This window comes from Pseudomonas ovata, assembly GCF_003131185.1.
Taxonomy (GTDB): Bacteria; Pseudomonadota; Gammaproteobacteria; order Pseudomonadales; family Pseudomonadaceae; genus Aquipseudomonas; species Aquipseudomonas ovata.
Genome location: NZ_QFFU01000002.1, coordinates 156916 through 171405 on the forward strand (window position 1 = coordinate 156916; position 14490 = coordinate 171405).

At 62.5% G+C, this 14490-nt stretch carries 13 protein-coding genes and 2 pseudogenes; 7 read left to right on the forward strand and 8 right to left on the reverse strand.

All coding sequences use genetic code 11. The annotated features are described in order from the left end of the window. Positions 1–183: 183 nt before the first annotated feature. The 4 genes and pseudogenes from DGA31_RS03850 to DGA31_RS30635 form a co-directional block, all read left to right on the forward strand. Positions 184–1014, forward strand: coding sequence for an undecaprenyl-diphosphate phosphatase (locus DGA31_RS03850; protein WP_056839588.1), 831 nt, complete (start codon positions 184–186; stop codon positions 1012–1014). Continuing rightward, on the forward strand, positions 1014–1436 hold the full coding sequence (locus DGA31_RS03855; RefSeq protein ID WP_109511599.1) for a DUF1294 domain-containing protein: 423 nt from the start codon (positions 1014–1016) through the stop codon (positions 1434–1436). The genes DGA31_RS03850 and DGA31_RS03855 overlap by 1 nt, the downstream gene beginning before the upstream one ends. 775 nt (positions 1437–2211) lie before the next feature. Then, positions 2212–2931 (forward strand): annotated as a pseudogene (locus DGA31_RS30630) (PAS domain-containing protein); the annotation flags it as partial. 21 nt (positions 2932–2952) lie between these two features. After that, positions 2953–3198, forward strand: a pseudogene (locus DGA31_RS30635) (methyl-accepting chemotaxis protein); the annotation flags it as partial. A gap of 103 nt (positions 3199–3301) precedes the next feature. On the opposite strand, the gene DGA31_RS03870 reads toward DGA31_RS30635, so the two are convergent. The 3 genes from DGA31_RS03870 to DGA31_RS03880 are packed head-to-tail and all read right to left on the reverse strand — an operon-like array spanning position 3302 to position 7482. Then, positions 3302–3958 (reverse strand): hypothetical protein, encoded by a 657-nt coding sequence (locus tag DGA31_RS03870; RefSeq protein ID WP_109511601.1) that lies wholly within the window; start codon positions 3956–3958, stop codon positions 3302–3304. Between the two features lie 24 nt (positions 3959–3982). Further along, positions 3983–5971 carry a DKNYY domain-containing protein gene (locus tag DGA31_RS03875; RefSeq protein WP_109511602.1) on the reverse strand — a complete coding sequence of 663 codons (1989 nt, stop codon included), beginning with the start codon at positions 5969–5971 and terminating at the stop codon, positions 3983–3985. Continuing rightward, positions 5968–7482 (reverse strand): hypothetical protein, encoded by a 1515-nt coding sequence (locus DGA31_RS03880; RefSeq protein ID WP_109511603.1) that lies wholly within the window; start codon positions 7480–7482, stop codon positions 5968–5970. Before DGA31_RS03880 ends, DGA31_RS03875 begins: the two co-directional genes overlap by 4 nt. A gap of 114 nt (positions 7483–7596) precedes the next feature. Between DGA31_RS03880 and DGA31_RS03885 the strand changes: the two genes are divergently transcribed. Both DGA31_RS03885 and DGA31_RS03890 read left to right on the forward strand, forming a co-directional pair. Then, positions 7597–8130, forward strand: a complete 534-nt coding sequence (locus tag DGA31_RS03885) for a DUF4303 domain-containing protein (RefSeq protein WP_056839582.1) — start codon at positions 7597–7599, stop codon at positions 8128–8130. A gap of 28 nt (positions 8131–8158) precedes the next feature. Next, on the forward strand, positions 8159–8692 hold the full coding sequence (locus tag DGA31_RS03890) for a hypothetical protein (RefSeq protein ID WP_109511604.1): 534 nt from the start codon (positions 8159–8161) through the stop codon (positions 8690–8692). 252 nt (positions 8693–8944) lie between these two features. Here DGA31_RS03890 and DGA31_RS03895 read toward each other — a convergent pair whose 3' ends face one another. Continuing rightward, positions 8945–10150, reverse strand: a complete 1206-nt coding sequence (locus tag DGA31_RS03895) for an MFS transporter (protein ID WP_109511605.1) — start codon at positions 10148–10150, stop codon at positions 8945–8947. 171 nt (positions 10151–10321) lie between these two features. Beyond that, positions 10322–11344, reverse strand: a complete 1023-nt coding sequence (locus DGA31_RS03905) for an alpha/beta hydrolase (protein WP_109511606.1) — start codon at positions 11342–11344, stop codon at positions 10322–10324. A gap of 375 nt (positions 11345–11719) precedes the next feature. Here DGA31_RS03905 and DGA31_RS03910 point away from each other — a divergent pair, with 375 nt between their 5' ends. Continuing rightward, positions 11720–12628 (forward strand): AraC family transcriptional regulator, encoded by a 909-nt coding sequence (locus DGA31_RS03910; RefSeq protein WP_109511607.1) that lies wholly within the window; start codon positions 11720–11722, stop codon positions 12626–12628. A 251-nt stretch (positions 12629–12879) separates the two neighbouring features. Here the strand turns inward: DGA31_RS03910 and DGA31_RS29855 are convergent, their stop codons facing one another. Genes DGA31_RS29855 through DGA31_RS29950 form a run of 3 tightly spaced genes read right to left on the reverse strand, consistent with a single transcriptional unit; the run spans position 12880 to position 14293 of the window. Then, complete coding sequence (locus tag DGA31_RS29855) at positions 12880–13431, reverse strand: hypothetical protein (RefSeq protein ID WP_161959141.1); 552 nt, start codon at positions 13429–13431, stop codon at positions 12880–12882. Positions 13432–13490: 59 nt separating this feature from the next. After that, complete coding sequence (locus tag DGA31_RS03920; RefSeq protein ID WP_161959149.1) at positions 13491–14108, reverse strand: helix-turn-helix domain-containing protein; 618 nt, start codon at positions 14106–14108, stop codon at positions 13491–13493. 17 nt (positions 14109–14125) lie between these two features. Then, positions 14126–14293: a hypothetical protein gene (locus tag DGA31_RS29950; protein ID WP_193551489.1), complete on the reverse strand. Its 168-nt coding sequence runs from the start codon at positions 14291–14293 to the stop codon at positions 14126–14128. Positions 14294–14490: the final 197 nt, after the last annotated feature.

A 14490-nucleotide genomic window follows, 5' to 3' on the forward strand; every position in this document is an offset into this window, starting at 1 on the left:
AAGCGCATCTGCGCCGCGCGGGGAGCCCGGGCGGCAGGGCGCACCGTACAGGCAACAGACAGGCGCGCTTGAACGGGGTCTGCTAGCATTTGCGCCCTTCGCGAAACGCATCGTCTTCGCGGATCGATTGACCAACCACAAGACTGACCGGTGCGCCGATGGCCGCGCCGTAACGGGGGAAAAATGGATGCATGGGTCGCTGTCCAGGCGTTGATACTGGGCATTGTGGAAGGGTTGACGGAGTTCTTGCCGATTTCGAGTACCGGCCACCAGATTATCGTGGCCGACCTGATCGGCTTCGGTGGCGAACGGGCGATGGCGTTCAACATCATTATTCAGCTCGGCGCGATCCTGGCCGTGGTCTGGGAATTTCGCAGCAAGATTTTCGAAGTGGTGCTGGGCTTGCCCCGTCAGCGCCAGGCGCAGCGTTTTACCGGTAACCTGCTGCTGGCGTTCCTGCCGGCCGTGGTGCTGGGCGTGCTGTTGGCCGACTGGATCCACCATTACCTGTTCAACCCCATCACCGTGGCCGTGGCACTGGTGGTCGGCGGCATCATCATGCTCTGGGCCGAGCGCCGCGAGCATGTGATCAAGGTGCAAGAGGTCGACGACATGACCTGGAAGGACGCCCTGAAAATCGGCTTCGCCCAGTGCCTGGCGATGATTCCCGGCACTTCGCGGTCCGGCTCGACCATCATCGGCGGCCTGCTGTTCGGCCTGTCGCGCAAGGCGGCCACCGAGTTCTCGTTCTTTCTGGCCATGCCGACCATGGTCGGTGCTGCGGTGTATTCGGGCTATAAGTACCGCGATCTGTTCCAGCCGGACGACTTCTCGGTGTTTGCCGTTGGCTTCGTGGTGTCGTTCATTTTCGCCATGATCGCCGTGCGCGGCCTGCTCAAGTTCATCGCCAGCCACAGCTACGCGCTGTTCGCCTGGTACCGCATTGCCTTCGGCCTGCTGATCCTGGCCACCTGGCTGTTCGGCTGGGTCGACTGGTCTACGGCGCAAGGTTGATGGCGCGCCCGCGTCCTGCCACACCGGCGCGCCAGCCGCTGCGCGCGCCGACCCTCAAGCTGCTGGTATGGCTGGTTTTGTGCGCACTGCCAGCGGCCGGCCTGTTCGGCCTCTGGCGCGAGCACGGCCTGCCTCTGGCCGCCCTGGCCTATGTGCTGCCCAGCCTGTTGGCCGTGGGGCTGTACCGGCACGATAAACGCCAGGCCGGGCAGGGTGGCCAGCGCACGCCGGAAAACCTGCTTCACGCCGTCGAGTTGCTCGGCGGCTGGCCCGGCGCCTTGCTGGCCCAGCAGCTGTTTCGCCACAAGACCCGCAAGCTGTCGTATCAGGCGGTGTTCTGGCTGATCGTGATCATCCATCAGGCGTTCTGGGTCGACTGGCTGTTTCTGGGTCGGCAATGGATGGCATTCATGCAGGCCTGAGCCGGCGATGAAGGTTCAGGCCATCGAACAAGCGTGATGCGTTTTCATCCAGTGTCGCGATGTCGTAGCCGCCTTCCTCAACCACCACCCAAGGCCCGCCCAATCACGCGTTTCTGGTGGGCTGTAGGAGCGCGCTTGCCCGCGACCGAGCGCGTAGCGGTCGCAAAATCTCGGAAACGCCGGAAATCTACAGTGAATAGCCGGAAAATCTTGGAAATGCCGGAAATCTACAGTGAATAGCCGGAAAATCTCGGAAACGCCGGAAATCTACAGTGAATGACCGAAAAATCTCGGAAACGCTGCGAATTTACGACTGCTTCGCAGCCGGTCGCGGGCAGAGCGCGCTCCTACAGCCGGGCATGTGCGCGGGGGATGTTGCATCGTCCTGAATGTCTGCGCGGGGTCTTAAGCTTTATGAGCCGCCGCCGATAGAAATGGCAAGGTGCCATGGATAAGGCCCTCCCGCCAATTCAGTGAGTCTGCCATGTCATTTTTGCCCTTTTCGCGACGTGATCGCGCCGCGCTGGATCAATTGATTTCAGCCATCCATACCGGTCGTGAACCTGAGGTGGCCGGCTGTGCCGAAGCCCCGAAGGTGCTTGAAGCCTGGAGAGCCGTGCAGGCGAGCCGGCAGGGGGCTCAAGAACATACCCATGCCCTGGAAACCGAACTCGAATCCGCCCGTCTGCTGCTCGGTGAAGCGGCTGCCAGCGCGGCCGTTCATGAGGTCAGGTTCGATCTGGTCAATCGCGCCTCCAGTGAGGGGCTGTGGGATATGGAGGTGATTGCCGGTGATCCGGTCAATCCCAAGAACCGGTTCTGGTGGTCGCAACAGCTTCGCAAGCTGCTGGGGTTCAATGACGAGCGTGACTTCCCCAACGTCCTGGCGAGCTGGGCCGACCGGCTGCACCCTGAAGACAAGCAGGCCACGCTGGATGCCTTTGCCCGGCACCTCAGCGACAAGTCTGGCCACACCCCTTACAAGGTCAAGAACCGCCTGGCCATGAAGAATGGCACCTATCGATGGTTCTACGCCCAGGGCGAAACCTTGCGTGATGAACGTGGCACGCCGGTGCGTGTCGCCGGTTCCTTGCGTGATATTCATGAAGAGCTTGAGCGCGACCGCCTGCACGATGTGATCATCACCCGCTTCGAACTGGCGCGCGAAATGCTCTCCGATGGCCTGTGGGACATGGAAGTGATTGCCGGCGACCCGGTCAACCCGCGCAACCCCTTCTGGTGGTCGCCGCAGTTTCGCCGGCTGCTGGGCTTTGAAACGGTCGAGGAGTTTCCGGATGTGCTCGACAGCTGGGCCTCCAGATTGCACCCCGAGGACAAGGCGCGAAGCCTGGATGCGTTCGGCGCGCACCTGATGGACCGCAGCGGCAAGACACCCTTCGACATCGAATACCGCCTGAAGATGAAAAGCGGCGAATACCGCTGGTTCCGCGCCCGCGGCCAGACGCGGCGCGACCCTGCGGGCGCCCCGCTGCGGGTGGTCGGTGCGCTGGTCGATGTGCACCTGCAGCATGAGCAGCAAGCACTGCACGAGTCGCAGACACTGCATCAGCGTGAGCTGGAAGAAAACCTGGCCCAGCTCTCGCAGATCGTGACCACGATTCAAAGTATCGCCAGCCAGACCAACCTGCTGGCGCTGAACGCGGCCATTGAAGCGGCGCGTGCCGGCGAAGCCGGTCGCGGCTTTGCCGTGGTGGCCGATGAAGTGCGCAAGCTGGCGACACGCACCACCGAGGCAACCGAGCAGGCCGTGAGCATGATGAACAAGTGACCCGGTAATGCAGGCGCTGGACGTCCATGGATCAAGGCATGAAGCTGTGTCTTGATCCTGGCCAGGTCCCAGCGACTCAATCGGTAGCACTGGCCACCAGCACACTCAAGGTATTGCGCTCTGGATTCCACACGGTCAGGCACCAGATGCCCCACCATTCGAGTCCATCCTCGAAATACTCGGACCACGGTTCCCACTCCGGCAACGGACTTTCGGTCGTACCAATCCAGTTGAAGGTATAGCCGTTGACCCAGTCGATCACGACCACATCGTTCCGGTCTTGCAGCCCGAGCACATCAAGCCACTCTTGAAAGGTCGCGCGGGCCTGGGCTTCACCGTCCTTGAAGCGCGTCCCATAAGGCGGGTTGCTGAAGGGGGCGTAGAGGGCGAGTAAATCGTTGGCGTAATCCTCGGTCAGAGTCAGGTTGCGTCGCTGGGCAGGGGAAAGCGCTGTTGCGCTGGCCTTGTGCACTTGCCAATCGCTGTCGGCTTGCGGGTCATAGACCTCGGGCAGGTAGTGGCCGGTATGGGCGGCCTGCCGATTTTTACGGCTGGCCGCCAGAAAACAGCCCATGCCCGCCAGCGCCTGCCGGTGCAGTGTTTCGTCCACCGGCGCCCCGGGGGCCGGGCTGAAGACGACAAACTCAAACACACAGCCGGCGGCGTCCATCCGCTCTCGCAATGTAGTGGAGTGTTCATGGTCGACGACCGTCAATAAAAAGGGCGATTGCATGGGCGCATCCTGATAAGGCGAAGGTTATTCCAGGTCGTTGGGCCAGGCGTCCTCGGACACCTCGTTCAGTCCAGCGTAGCCGTCATATTCATAGCGTCGATACTGATCGCGCGCATACCGATCGCTCACGAACACCAGGCTGTGCAGGTCGACCCGCTTGGCGCTGATGGGCTTGCGCAGGAAGAACAACTTGCGCGTCCCTAACTGCAGAAAGGCCGGGTGCGGCACGCGCACTTCCTCGGGGCTGAACGGCACGTCCAGCGGTTTGCCTTGCGCCAGGATCACCTCGGGGCCGATGGCGTAGGTGCCGAGGATGCGTGTCGTGGCCGGGTCCAGCCGTTGCTTGGCCTGGCCGTAGTAGTACACCGTTTGCCGGTCCCTGGCCCAGCCATGCCCGCAGGACTCGAAGCTGGCCAGGTCGGCCTTGCGCATCGGTTCCGGGGCTTGATAGAACACCCCGTGGCAGAACACCCGTTCACCGTCGGTCAGATACGGCGCGCCCAAGGACCGGTATTGCTCGGCTGGCGCGGCGGAAAACCGCTCGGGTACGCGGGTTTCGGCGTTATGGAACGGGATCAGGTACAAGCCGTTGGCATCGCCACACAGATGGGTGTCGAGCAGCCTGAAGCTGGCGGCATCCAGCCCCGTGACCGCGCGGCCGTGAAAGTACACCTGCGCCCCGACCTCAAAGTCACTGCCCAGCGCCTGTTTCTCTTCGCTGGCTTTGGCGTGCGGGGCCTGGAGCCGATGCCACCAGTAATCCTGCAAGTGCGGATGGGCCTCGAAAAAGGGCGCCCACTCGGCCTGCACTGTGGCATCCACGACGCCGCCGGCGCCCAACGGCCCGTGCCGGTCCCCGACCAGTACGGGCGAATATTCCTGTTCGCCCCGGTACAGCTGGGTCACCACGAAGCTGTCGAGGTCGACGTCCAGGCGTTTGTTCTGCTGGTAGGCGTGCTGGTTGTCACGGTAGAAACCAAAGCCCAGATGGCGAAAATCAGGGCCATGCGCGCCGCGCAGGCGCGTGCCGGCGGCATAGACGTGTTGATCGTCCACGGCAAGCCACTCGTCTGCGCTGACGCTGGCGCCAGTCACCCGGCCACAGGCGTCGAACTGCGGCTGCCAGCATTCGAGCAAGCGCAGTTCGCCGGTGCAGCGCAGGGTCTTGCCGGTGATGTAGTAGCCGCGCTGCCGATCCCTGGCGTAGCGCTCGTTGAGCACGGTAAAGCTGGCCAGGTCGACCTTGTCGATGCGGTAGAAGTACTCGTACGCCACGCTGGCGCCTTGTTGCGCCTGGACGATGATCGACTCGCCATCCGTGCCCCAGCGCCGCGCCAGCATGCGAAACGCGTAAGGATGAGCGATCGGCAGCGGCGTGCCGTCCTTTTGCCAGAGTGGCCGGGTGCCTCGGCACACCTGGCCGTCGATGACGCGATAAGACGGATGATTGCAATAGTGCACCGGCACCTCGGCACCGGCGATGGCCTTGCCCTGGAGAAACACCGTCGCGCCATCGCTGAACAGCGCCGACGCGGGGTTGATCGACGCCGGCGATGCCTCGAGCAGGGCCAGGTGCGTCGGCTGCACGTCCGTCATGGCCACGATTGAATAGTCGTCGAACCAGTAGGCCCGGCGGTCGTCGCGCCAATACTGGTAGCCTAGGTCCTGCAAGCCTGGGCCGAACCGGAACGGCAGGGCGCAAACGACGTGATAGCCGTAGCGCTCCGGGTAGTGCGGCAGCAGGTAGTAATCGCCGCGGGCATCGCGCAACAGGCCGGGGTGCACGCGATGGCGCCAGACCGGTTGGCCGGCCAGCAGCGGCGAGGGCGGGTAGCTTGCGCCAGTGGCACGTTGCGCCACTTCCTGCGGGGGCAGGCCGTCGGGGTCGAGCATGATGTACACGTCAGGCACGTGCCCGTCGCCCAGCAGCACACCCTCCATAAAGGCCAGGTCGGCGTGCCATTCCAGCGCCAGCGGCGCCCAGTCGTCCATGTTCAGCTCGGTGTCATTCATTGCACAGGCTCGAAGGTCAGTAGGTCGCAGCCCTTGGCTTCAAGCATCCGCTCGAAGGGCGGCAGGCGTGCGACAAAGTCGGTGTCGAAGGCCAGGTAGCGATCCTGCGCCGCGACATAGCGCACATGGGGCCGAATGCGTGGAATGTCGCGGCTCGACAGTTTCAGCACCTGGTGAGTGTCCTGATTCCAGAACCAGGCCAGCGTCTGCGTGCCCGGCGTCTGGCTGTGGTAGGTCCAGACCCACCAGGCACCGTGCCCGCGCCTGGCCTGCACTTGCCCATGAAAGGTGCGCAAGGTGATGCGGTGGCTGGGCTGGGTAACCAGCATCCGGGTTTCCTGACGCACCTCGCTGCCAAAGCCGTCCAGCACCGCACGGCGGTGTACACCGGTCAGGAAATTGAAGCGCCAGGCCAGCAGCACGGTTTCCTGGTAGCCCGCATCTTCAAGATTTGGCCGGGCGCCTTCGCTGAATAACAGCATCTCGTCACCGCCCAAGTGGACTGTCGAGGCGGTCAGTTTGCCGCCCTGTACCGGCAGCGGGTGAAGGCTGACCAGGGCATGGGGCGGGTCCTGGTGCCAGAGCCAGCACCGCAGGCCGTTATGTTGCAGGATCAGCAGGCGTCGCTCGCCAACGGGCAGCAGGGTCAGGTCGTCCGGGTATTCGAAGATGACTTCGCTGGTGCTGGCCGTGATCCGCCAGAGGCGGGTCAGGTGCCCGGGTTCATAGAGGCGTTGACGCTCGAAAATCCCGGACTCGATAACGCGGGCGCCGGGCTCGAATTCCGGCCATTGCACTTGCGCCGGCCCGAACGGCTCAATCGTCTGGCCTTTGCAGGTTTCGTACCGGTAACGGTCCTCGCCGTGCCGCTGGCCGCGCACCACACGGCGTTTCCACAGCGTGCGCGAGCCCTGGACATCAAGCAATTGCAGGTCGGCGCCATCGACGTCGTCGGTGCGCTGCTCAAGCATGTCGTGCTCGACCGGCGGCCACGGGTTGTAGTCGATGACAAAACACAGCCAGCGGTCTTCGTCCTGCTCGGTGATGGCGGCCATGCCCTGATGGTATTGGTCGTCATTGATGTAGGTGGGGCCGGGGTAGTCGTGTCGGTCCTGTAACCAGTCGAGCCTGTGTTTTCTGGACCGGGAAGGCGCTACGGCAGGTTCAGGTTCAGGCGCCTCGATCCGTATGGCGCTGAACCGCAGCTCACCTGACGCGTTCTGCCAGTGGCGGGCAAACGCCTGGCGTTGTGCGACCGGCACGATGACCGGCCGGTAATCATCTGCGCCGGCGTCCAGGTTCCACAGGTCATGGCCCTGGGCGGCCAGCAGCGGCGCCAGGGCCTGAAAGCAGACCTCGGGCATTTCATGGCTGAGCTCATCGAGCAAGGCCTCGAAGGCCGGGCCACAAAACACCGCCATCTCGGGGTAGTAATGCTGGAACAGCGTCAGCAGTTCGCCGCCGGGTATTTTCCAGTCGACGTGAATCAGCGGATCGAAACAGGTCTGCATCACGCCAGCCTTTCTGATGAGCGAGAATCGGCGCTATCTTAGCCGGGCATCGGGAACGCTGGCCAACAGATGTGGCCAAAGCGGCGAACCCGGGATTCTTTTGTGAGGCACTCGATGGATTGGCTTGATTTTGAACAGCGTGTATACGAGGCCACCCGGCAAACCTTGACGGAACTCGTCCAGGCGCACCCGGACGAAACCTTCTATGCCTGTGCGCTCTACACCGACAGCGGTGCCATGACCGTGTGCGTGGCGGTCAACTCCACCGCTGGTTTGCAGCGCAAGCTGGCGCAAGAGGTCGAGGACGATGACCTGCAGACGGCGGCCTATTACACCTGGTGTTCATCGGAGTGGGTGTATGAAGGGTGTGGCGGTGAGCATTTCATGGACATCAATCGCCAGGTCAGGGACGCGCTGGAGCACGCCCGCTTCGAGCCCTTCAAGCTCAGGCTGGTACAGGCGATGACCGGCGTGCTGAAACGACTGGCGGAGGAAGGCTTCTTCCGGCGCGCGGATGCCTTTGAAGGCGCCGTGTTGTTTGTCACCTCCACCGATGACGACCAGGCCGAAGCGATCGAGCTGGCCTGCGCCGAACAACTCAACGACCCTGGCGTGTTTGCCGCCTTTGTCGATCGGTATGCCGTCTGATCAACGACAGCCCTTGCGGAGCCGCCTTATGCTGGACGACCCTCGGATCAACGCAGCGTTCACCACGCTGGATTTGTACCATCAAGTACTGGTGATGGCTGCATACCTGTATCGCCAGCGGCGCCTGATCGAAGCGTTCGATCAGCTCTACGCCGAACAGGCCACGGGCCTGTTTATCCAGGCCTTGCACAGTGCATTGTTGCTTGATGATGACCAGGCCTTGCAGCGTCTGCGCCAGCAGGTCGAACAGTGCATACCTGACACCGAGGTGTATCCGGCGCAAGAGGGCGCCTATGCGCAAAACCTGTTGATTGCGCTGATGTACTTTCTGGACTTTGTACAAACCCAGGACCCTGCCGGGCTTGAGCGCAGCCTTGCCATGCAGTTGGAAAACATCGACCTGCTGCATTACGAGCAGGATGAGCATTACGACGCCGACCAGGCCCTGGAGCAGGAAAGGCAGGTCTTGCTGGCCTTGATGGCCGCTGTTGAAAAGCGGCCCGGCAAGCGCTGCCGTGATGGGCAGTGCCTTGCCGACCTGTCACAGCCCTACAGCCTCTGATCCCTTGCCTGATACGGCCTGTAGGAGATTACCCTGTGTCACTGACACCGCGCCAAGGCGGCACGCTGTTGTGCATCAAACAGCAGACCTGTGGGAGGGAGCTTGCTTGCGATCGAGTGGGCAGCAGTCGCAAAATTGATGAAATGCCACAAATTCATGGCTGTGAACATATTCAAAATCTGCGGAACGCTGCAAATTTACGACTGCTGACGCAGCCGGTCGCGGGCAAGCGCGCTCCTACTGCGGGTGAAATCAGCCGGGCATTTCAGCCGTTGCCGGCAGGGCCTGCTTGCGCAGTGCCACACGCCCGGCCAGGGCGGCCATGATGCCGGCCATTACCAGCAGCGCGGCGCTGGATTCGAAGGTGGCCCGGTAACCGTCGACGTCATAAAGCAGCCCGCCCAGCGTGGCGCCCAAGGCAATTGCCAACTGGACGATGGCCACCATCAGGCCGCCACCGGCTTCGGCGTCATCGGGCAGGCTACGGGCCAGCCAGGTCCACCAGCCCACGGGCGCCGCTGTCGCCACCAGGCCCCAGAGGCCCAGCAACACCGTGGTGATCGCCACCGAAGTGCCAAAGCTGACCAGCGCCAGGGCAATGACCGCCATCAGCAACGGGATGAGGGTCAAGGTGCGATACAGACCCTGCTTGATAAGGCCTTCAATCAGGAAGGTGCCGATGAAACCGGCCACGCCCAGCACCAGCAGCAGCAGCGACAGCCCCGAAACCCCGACCTTCGGCACCGACTCCAGAAACGGGCGCAGGTAGGTAAAGAGCATGAACTGACCCATGAAGAACAGGCTGGCCGCCAGCAGACCCAAGGCAATCGGTGCCCTGCCCAGCAAACGCAGCGGGTTGCCTTGGGGCGGCCTGTTCGGGGGCGTGATCCTCGGCATGCTGCGCCATAGCCAGGCCAGCGCGAGAACAGCCACCGGCACCACGCACAGGAACGCACCGCGCCAGCCGATCAGGCCGCCGAGAAAACTGCCCAGCGGTGCGGCGATCACCGTGGCCAGGGCGTTGCCGCCATTGACGATGGCCAGCGCCCGCGGCACGTTCGCCTCGGGCACCAGGCGCATGGCCGTGGCCGCCGACAGCGACCAGAAGCCGCCAATGGCCACGCCGATCAGCGCACGGCCAAGCATGAATATCCGGTAATCGGGGGCAAAGGCCACCACGGTGCCGGAGACGATCATCAGCACCGTCAGTGACAGCAGCAGGGCCTTGCGCTCCACCCGGGTGGCCACGGCTGCAATCAACAGACTGGTGATCAAGGCAAACAGCCCGGAAACGGCGATGCCCTGGCCGGCCTGGCCTTCGCTGACGTTCAGATCGGCAGCCATCGGCGTCAGCAGGCTGACCGGCATGAATTCAGAGGCGACCAGCGCAAAGGCCGCCAGCGCCATGGCCAGCACGGCGCCCCAGGCGGGCGTTGATGTGGCAGGGGTATCAGTCATCAGAACAATCCTGTGCAACGGCAACAGCCCTAGGCTCTGTACGAAAAGTCGGTGAGCGAAGGTCAGGCAAGGCAAAAAGCGGCGAGCAAGCGCAGTTGACATGTGTCAATGAGCATTGCGAGTCGCTTTTTAACGCAGCATGGTCGAGCGCAGCCACTTTACGTACAGAGCCTAGTGCAGATGGGTCAGGAAGAACTTACCCAGCGTATCGAAGGGGATCAGGTTGACCCGGTCGTACAGGTCGACATGGCCGGCACCCGGAATGATCACCAGCTCCTTGGGCTGACCGGCGCGCTGGTAGGCATCCTCGCTAAACTCGCGCGAGTGCGCCTCGCTGCCGGTAATGAACAGCATGGGCCGCGGCGAAAGGGTCTCGATGTCGTTGAACGGGTAGAAGTTCATGAACTTCACGTTACTGGTCAGCGTCGGCATGGTGGTGGTCTGCTTCGAAGCCCTGGCCGGCGTCACCTCGCCGCGTGGGGTGCGGTAGAAATCGAAGAACTCGTCGCCAATGGCATTGCCGGTCAGGGTCAGCGGTGTACCGCCGGTGTACTTGACCGCGCCGCCCTGGAACTCGGCATAGCGCTGTTCGGCCGCCTTGCGCAGCACCTGCTGGCGTTGCTCGGCGGTCACGGCTTTCTTGAGACCGTTACGGTTGGCGGCGCCCATGTCATACATGCTGACGGTGGCGATGGCCTTCAGGCGCGGATCGATCTTGGCCGCGGCGATGGCGAAACTGCCGCTGCCACACACGCCGATCACGCCGATGCGCTCACGGTTGACGAAGGGGCGGGTGCCGAGAAAGTCCACAGCGGCGCTGAAGTCTTCGACGTACAGGTCCGGCAATACCGCGTTGCGCGGCAAGCCTTCGCTTTCGCCCCAGAATGACAGGTCCAGCGACAGGGTCACGAAGCCTTGTTCGGCCATTTTGGTGGCGTACAGGTTGGCGCTCTGTTCCTTCACCGCGCCCATGGGGTGGCCGACGATGATGGCGGCGTTCTTGACCTGAGGGTCCAGGCCCTTGGGCTTGAACAGGTTGCCGGCGACTTTCATGCCGTACTGGTTGTTGAAACTGACCTTTTCCATGGTCACCTTGTCGCTCTTGTAGAAGTTGTCGGCGCCTTCGGGCGGTGTGGCGCCCAGGGTGGCGAACGAGGCAATCATCAGCCCGGCGGCGAGCATTAAGCGTTTCATGAAAGGTTCCTGCCATGATTGGGTTATCGCTCATTTTCCGTATATGTCCCGCGTGGCGATAACGCATTCCACTGGATTTCTTGCCTGATCCGCTGAGCTTGCCCCTTGGTGCATAGAAGCGCCTTGCGCCGCGAGCTATAGTGGCGACTGCCAGCCGCCTCCGACGGTTTTGTGCCAGGCATGAAACCTGAATGCTCATTGCACCTGTGGGAGGGGGCTTGCCCGCGATGACGTCCTTCAAGTCGCCACACACGCAGGGGCTGTACCACTGCCATCCATGGCAACCGAAGCGCCATAGGCGCAGGAACGGCCTGGGCCATGAACGTTAGCGCTGATTACTATTGACCTTAACCCATCCGCCAGCCAGGCCTTTCCATGAACGACATGCCCCTCCAGGCCACCCTCGCATGGCTGATCGACCGCCAGATCGACAAGCCCGGCGATTACCGCACGGCCATTGCAGACGTAGGCCTCTACCGCCGTGACCATCCTGCACCGCCGGTGGTGTGCATGGTGCCGCCCAGCATCGTGCTGGTCGCCCAGGGTGCCAAGCAGATGTGGGCCGGTGGTGAAGGGTTTCCTTATGACGCCTCGCGTTTTCTGGTGACGTCTCTGGACCTGCCGGCCAACTCCGAGGTGATTGAAGCCAGCCCGGATCGGCCCTGCCTGGGCCTGACCCTCAAGCTTGACGTGCGCATGCTGGCCGAGCTGATCGCCCAGGGCGGGCTGCCACCGGTTCGTGACAAGGCGGCCGGCAGAAGCGTGGGCATCGGCTCGGCCACGCCGACCATCCTGGCCCCGCTGATCCGCCTGCTGGAACTGCTCGACGAACCCGAGGCGATCGCGGTCATGGCGCCAATGATCCAGCGCGAAATCCACTACCGGCTGCTACAAGGCGACCAGGCCGCCCGGTTGCGGCAGATCGCTTCGGTCGACGGCCAGGGGCATCGCATCGCCCGGGCCATCGACTGGCTCAAGCTCAACTATGCCGCCGCCTTGCGCGTCGAAGACCTCGCGGCACGGGTGCAGATGAGCCCGCCGACCTTTCATCACCACTTTCGCCAGCTCACCGCCATGAGTCCGCTGCAATACCAGAAATGGCTGCGCCTGACCGAGGCCCGGCGCTTGATGCTCAGTGAGCACCTGGATGTATCGAGTGCCGCGTTCAAGGTGGGTTATGAAAGCCCTTCGCAATTCAGTCGGGAATATGGTCGCCTGTTCGGCGTGCCGCCCAAGCGCGACATCATGGCCTTGCGCGGGCAGGGCGCAGGCCTACCGGCATGACGCCGCAGGCCGGCTAAATCCTGGAACGGTTAGACCGTTTATGCGCAAAAGGCAGGTAACCATGCCTTAAGGGCATATCCATGACGTCGCTATTGCCGGCAACGCCGCTCAAAAGTCTGCAATCGCAGCGCCAGGGTCGTCATGGCGTGATATCGGCCTGTCAAAGCCCCTGTTTACGAGGCCAATGTAGTGTTCCAGGCTGCAACGCCGGCGGCTTGTGCAATCGCGCCCGGACTCTAGAATCGGCGCCATCAAGCAGTTACCCCGCCTTTCGATAATGGAGTTTCGATCATGATGAATGCCATGCAGATGCAGATGCCGATGAACAGCCAGATGCCGATGATGCCGATGATGGGCATGCCGATGATGATGGCGACCATGGAATGCGAAATGATGGCCGACGCCATGATGTGCACCATGAAGCCTGCGGCCGGCATGGACATGGCCATGTTCAGGAACAACGCCGAAATGATGGCGATGATGATGAACTGCGGCATGCCGATGATGATGCATTGCGCCAACATGTCGATCATGTGCATGTCCGAGAGCGGCATGGCGATGATGAACATGATGGGCGGCATGAACATGCCCATGATGATGCCGATGGGCATGCCCATGCCCATGATGAAGTGCATGGTGACCTGCACCGTCGAAGCCGATTGCATGAAGTGCATGATGATGCCGATGCCGGGCATGACCATGGACATGATGAACAACGCCTGCATGCTGCTGATGAAAATGATGAACGACTGCAGCATGCCGATGATGATGAGCTGCAACGGCATGCCGATGATGTGCTGCACCTGCTGATTGCACGCTGAGCAATACCAGAACCCCGCCGGTGCAGACCGCCGGGGTTTTTTCAGTCCAGGCGCTCGGGGTGGGTGATCACCAGGTACGCCACCGCCTCGCTGTCGGCCGGGTTGTAATAGCGGTGCGGCTGGTCGGCGTAGAACAGGATCGAGTCGCCCGGAGACAGCAGATAGCGTGCCTCGTTGACGCTGATCTGCAGCACACCCTGGGCCACGACCAGATTTTCCTGCACGCCGGCAGCATGCCCCTGAGAGACTTCCTCGCTCAGGCCGCGCAGGCGGATTTCATAGAATTCGCTCTGGCGCGAACGGTCGAACGGAAACAGCGCACGGCTGACAAAACTGCCATCAGGACTGACCAGGCGCTTGCTCTGTTGCGCCGGCAGCAGTTCCACGCCTTCGAAGGCACGGGTCTCCAGAAAAGCGGCCACCGAAACCTTCAGCCCCTTGGCAATCTTGCACAGCACCTTGATCGACGGCACGCTGCGTCCGGATTCGATCTGCGCCAGCATGGCCCGGCTGACCCCGCTCACGCGGGCCAGGGCATCCAGCGACAGGTAGCGCTTGCTGCGCAGACGCTGCAGGTTCTGGGCAACGCGCTCACCGATCAGGTCATCGTCAGCGGTTGCGCACTCGCTTGCCGGCGGCGTTTCGAGCGGCGCCGCCATGGCCCTGCGCAGCAGGCTCATGGCCAGACCTTGGCAACATCCGGGCAGGGATCGGCGTGCATCGCCGCCCACGTGACAAGGTTAGCCCGGGCGCTGTACATCGCCCACATCAGCTCGGCCTGACGCTGTGCTTCACGGCGTTTGCGGTAGCGGGTGAGGTCGAGAATACGGGCAGTGGCTTGCATGGCAGTCGCTCGGTGCGGGGTAAGTGACCTCACAGTAGCGATTTACCGATAGTCCTAGAAATACTGAATTAACATTTGGTAATTCCATTAAGGAATTAAAGCCGTCTGACGCTTTTCCCGGCAGGACGGGTCGGGCAGCGATCCACTGCAATCGGGAAATACGCCTTCGTGCCCTGATCTTGCACAAGGCGGCTGAA

Coding starts and splice junctions, on each gene's coding strand:
- DGA31_RS29950 (WP_193551489.1), bottom strand. CDS start 14,293: ATGCAAGCCACTGCCCGTATTCTCGACCTCACCCGCTACCGCAAACGC.
- DGA31_RS03890 (WP_109511604.1), top strand. CDS start 8,159: ATGCTGGACGACCCTCGGATCAACGCAGCGTTCACCACGCTGGATTTG.
- DGA31_RS03855 (WP_109511599.1), top strand. CDS start 1,014: ATGGCGCGCCCGCGTCCTGCCACACCGGCGCGCCAGCCGCTGCGCGCG.
- DGA31_RS03875 (WP_109511602.1), bottom strand. CDS start 5,971: ATGAATGACACCGAGCTGAACATGGACGACTGGGCGCCGCTGGCGCTG.
- DGA31_RS03905 (WP_109511606.1), bottom strand. CDS start 11,344: ATGAAACGCTTAATGCTCGCCGCCGGGCTGATGATTGCCTCGTTCGCC.
- DGA31_RS03880 (WP_109511603.1), bottom strand. CDS start 7,482: ATGCAGACCTGTTTCGATCCGCTGATTCACGTCGACTGGAAAATACCC.
- DGA31_RS03885 (WP_056839582.1), top strand. CDS start 7,597: ATGGATTGGCTTGATTTTGAACAGCGTGTATACGAGGCCACCCGGCAA.
- DGA31_RS03910 (WP_109511607.1), top strand. CDS start 11,720: ATGAACGACATGCCCCTCCAGGCCACCCTCGCATGGCTGATCGACCGC.
- DGA31_RS03870 (WP_109511601.1), bottom strand. CDS start 3,958: ATGCAATCGCCCTTTTTATTGACGGTCGTCGACCATGAACACTCCACT.
- DGA31_RS03850 (WP_056839588.1), top strand. CDS start 184: ATGGATGCATGGGTCGCTGTCCAGGCGTTGATACTGGGCATTGTGGAA.
- DGA31_RS03895 (WP_109511605.1), bottom strand. CDS start 10,150: ATGACTGATACCCCTGCCACATCAACGCCCGCCTGGGGCGCCGTGCTG.
- DGA31_RS03920 (WP_161959149.1), bottom strand. CDS start 14,108: ATGGCGGCGCCGCTCGAAACGCCGCCGGCAAGCGAGTGCGCAACCGCT.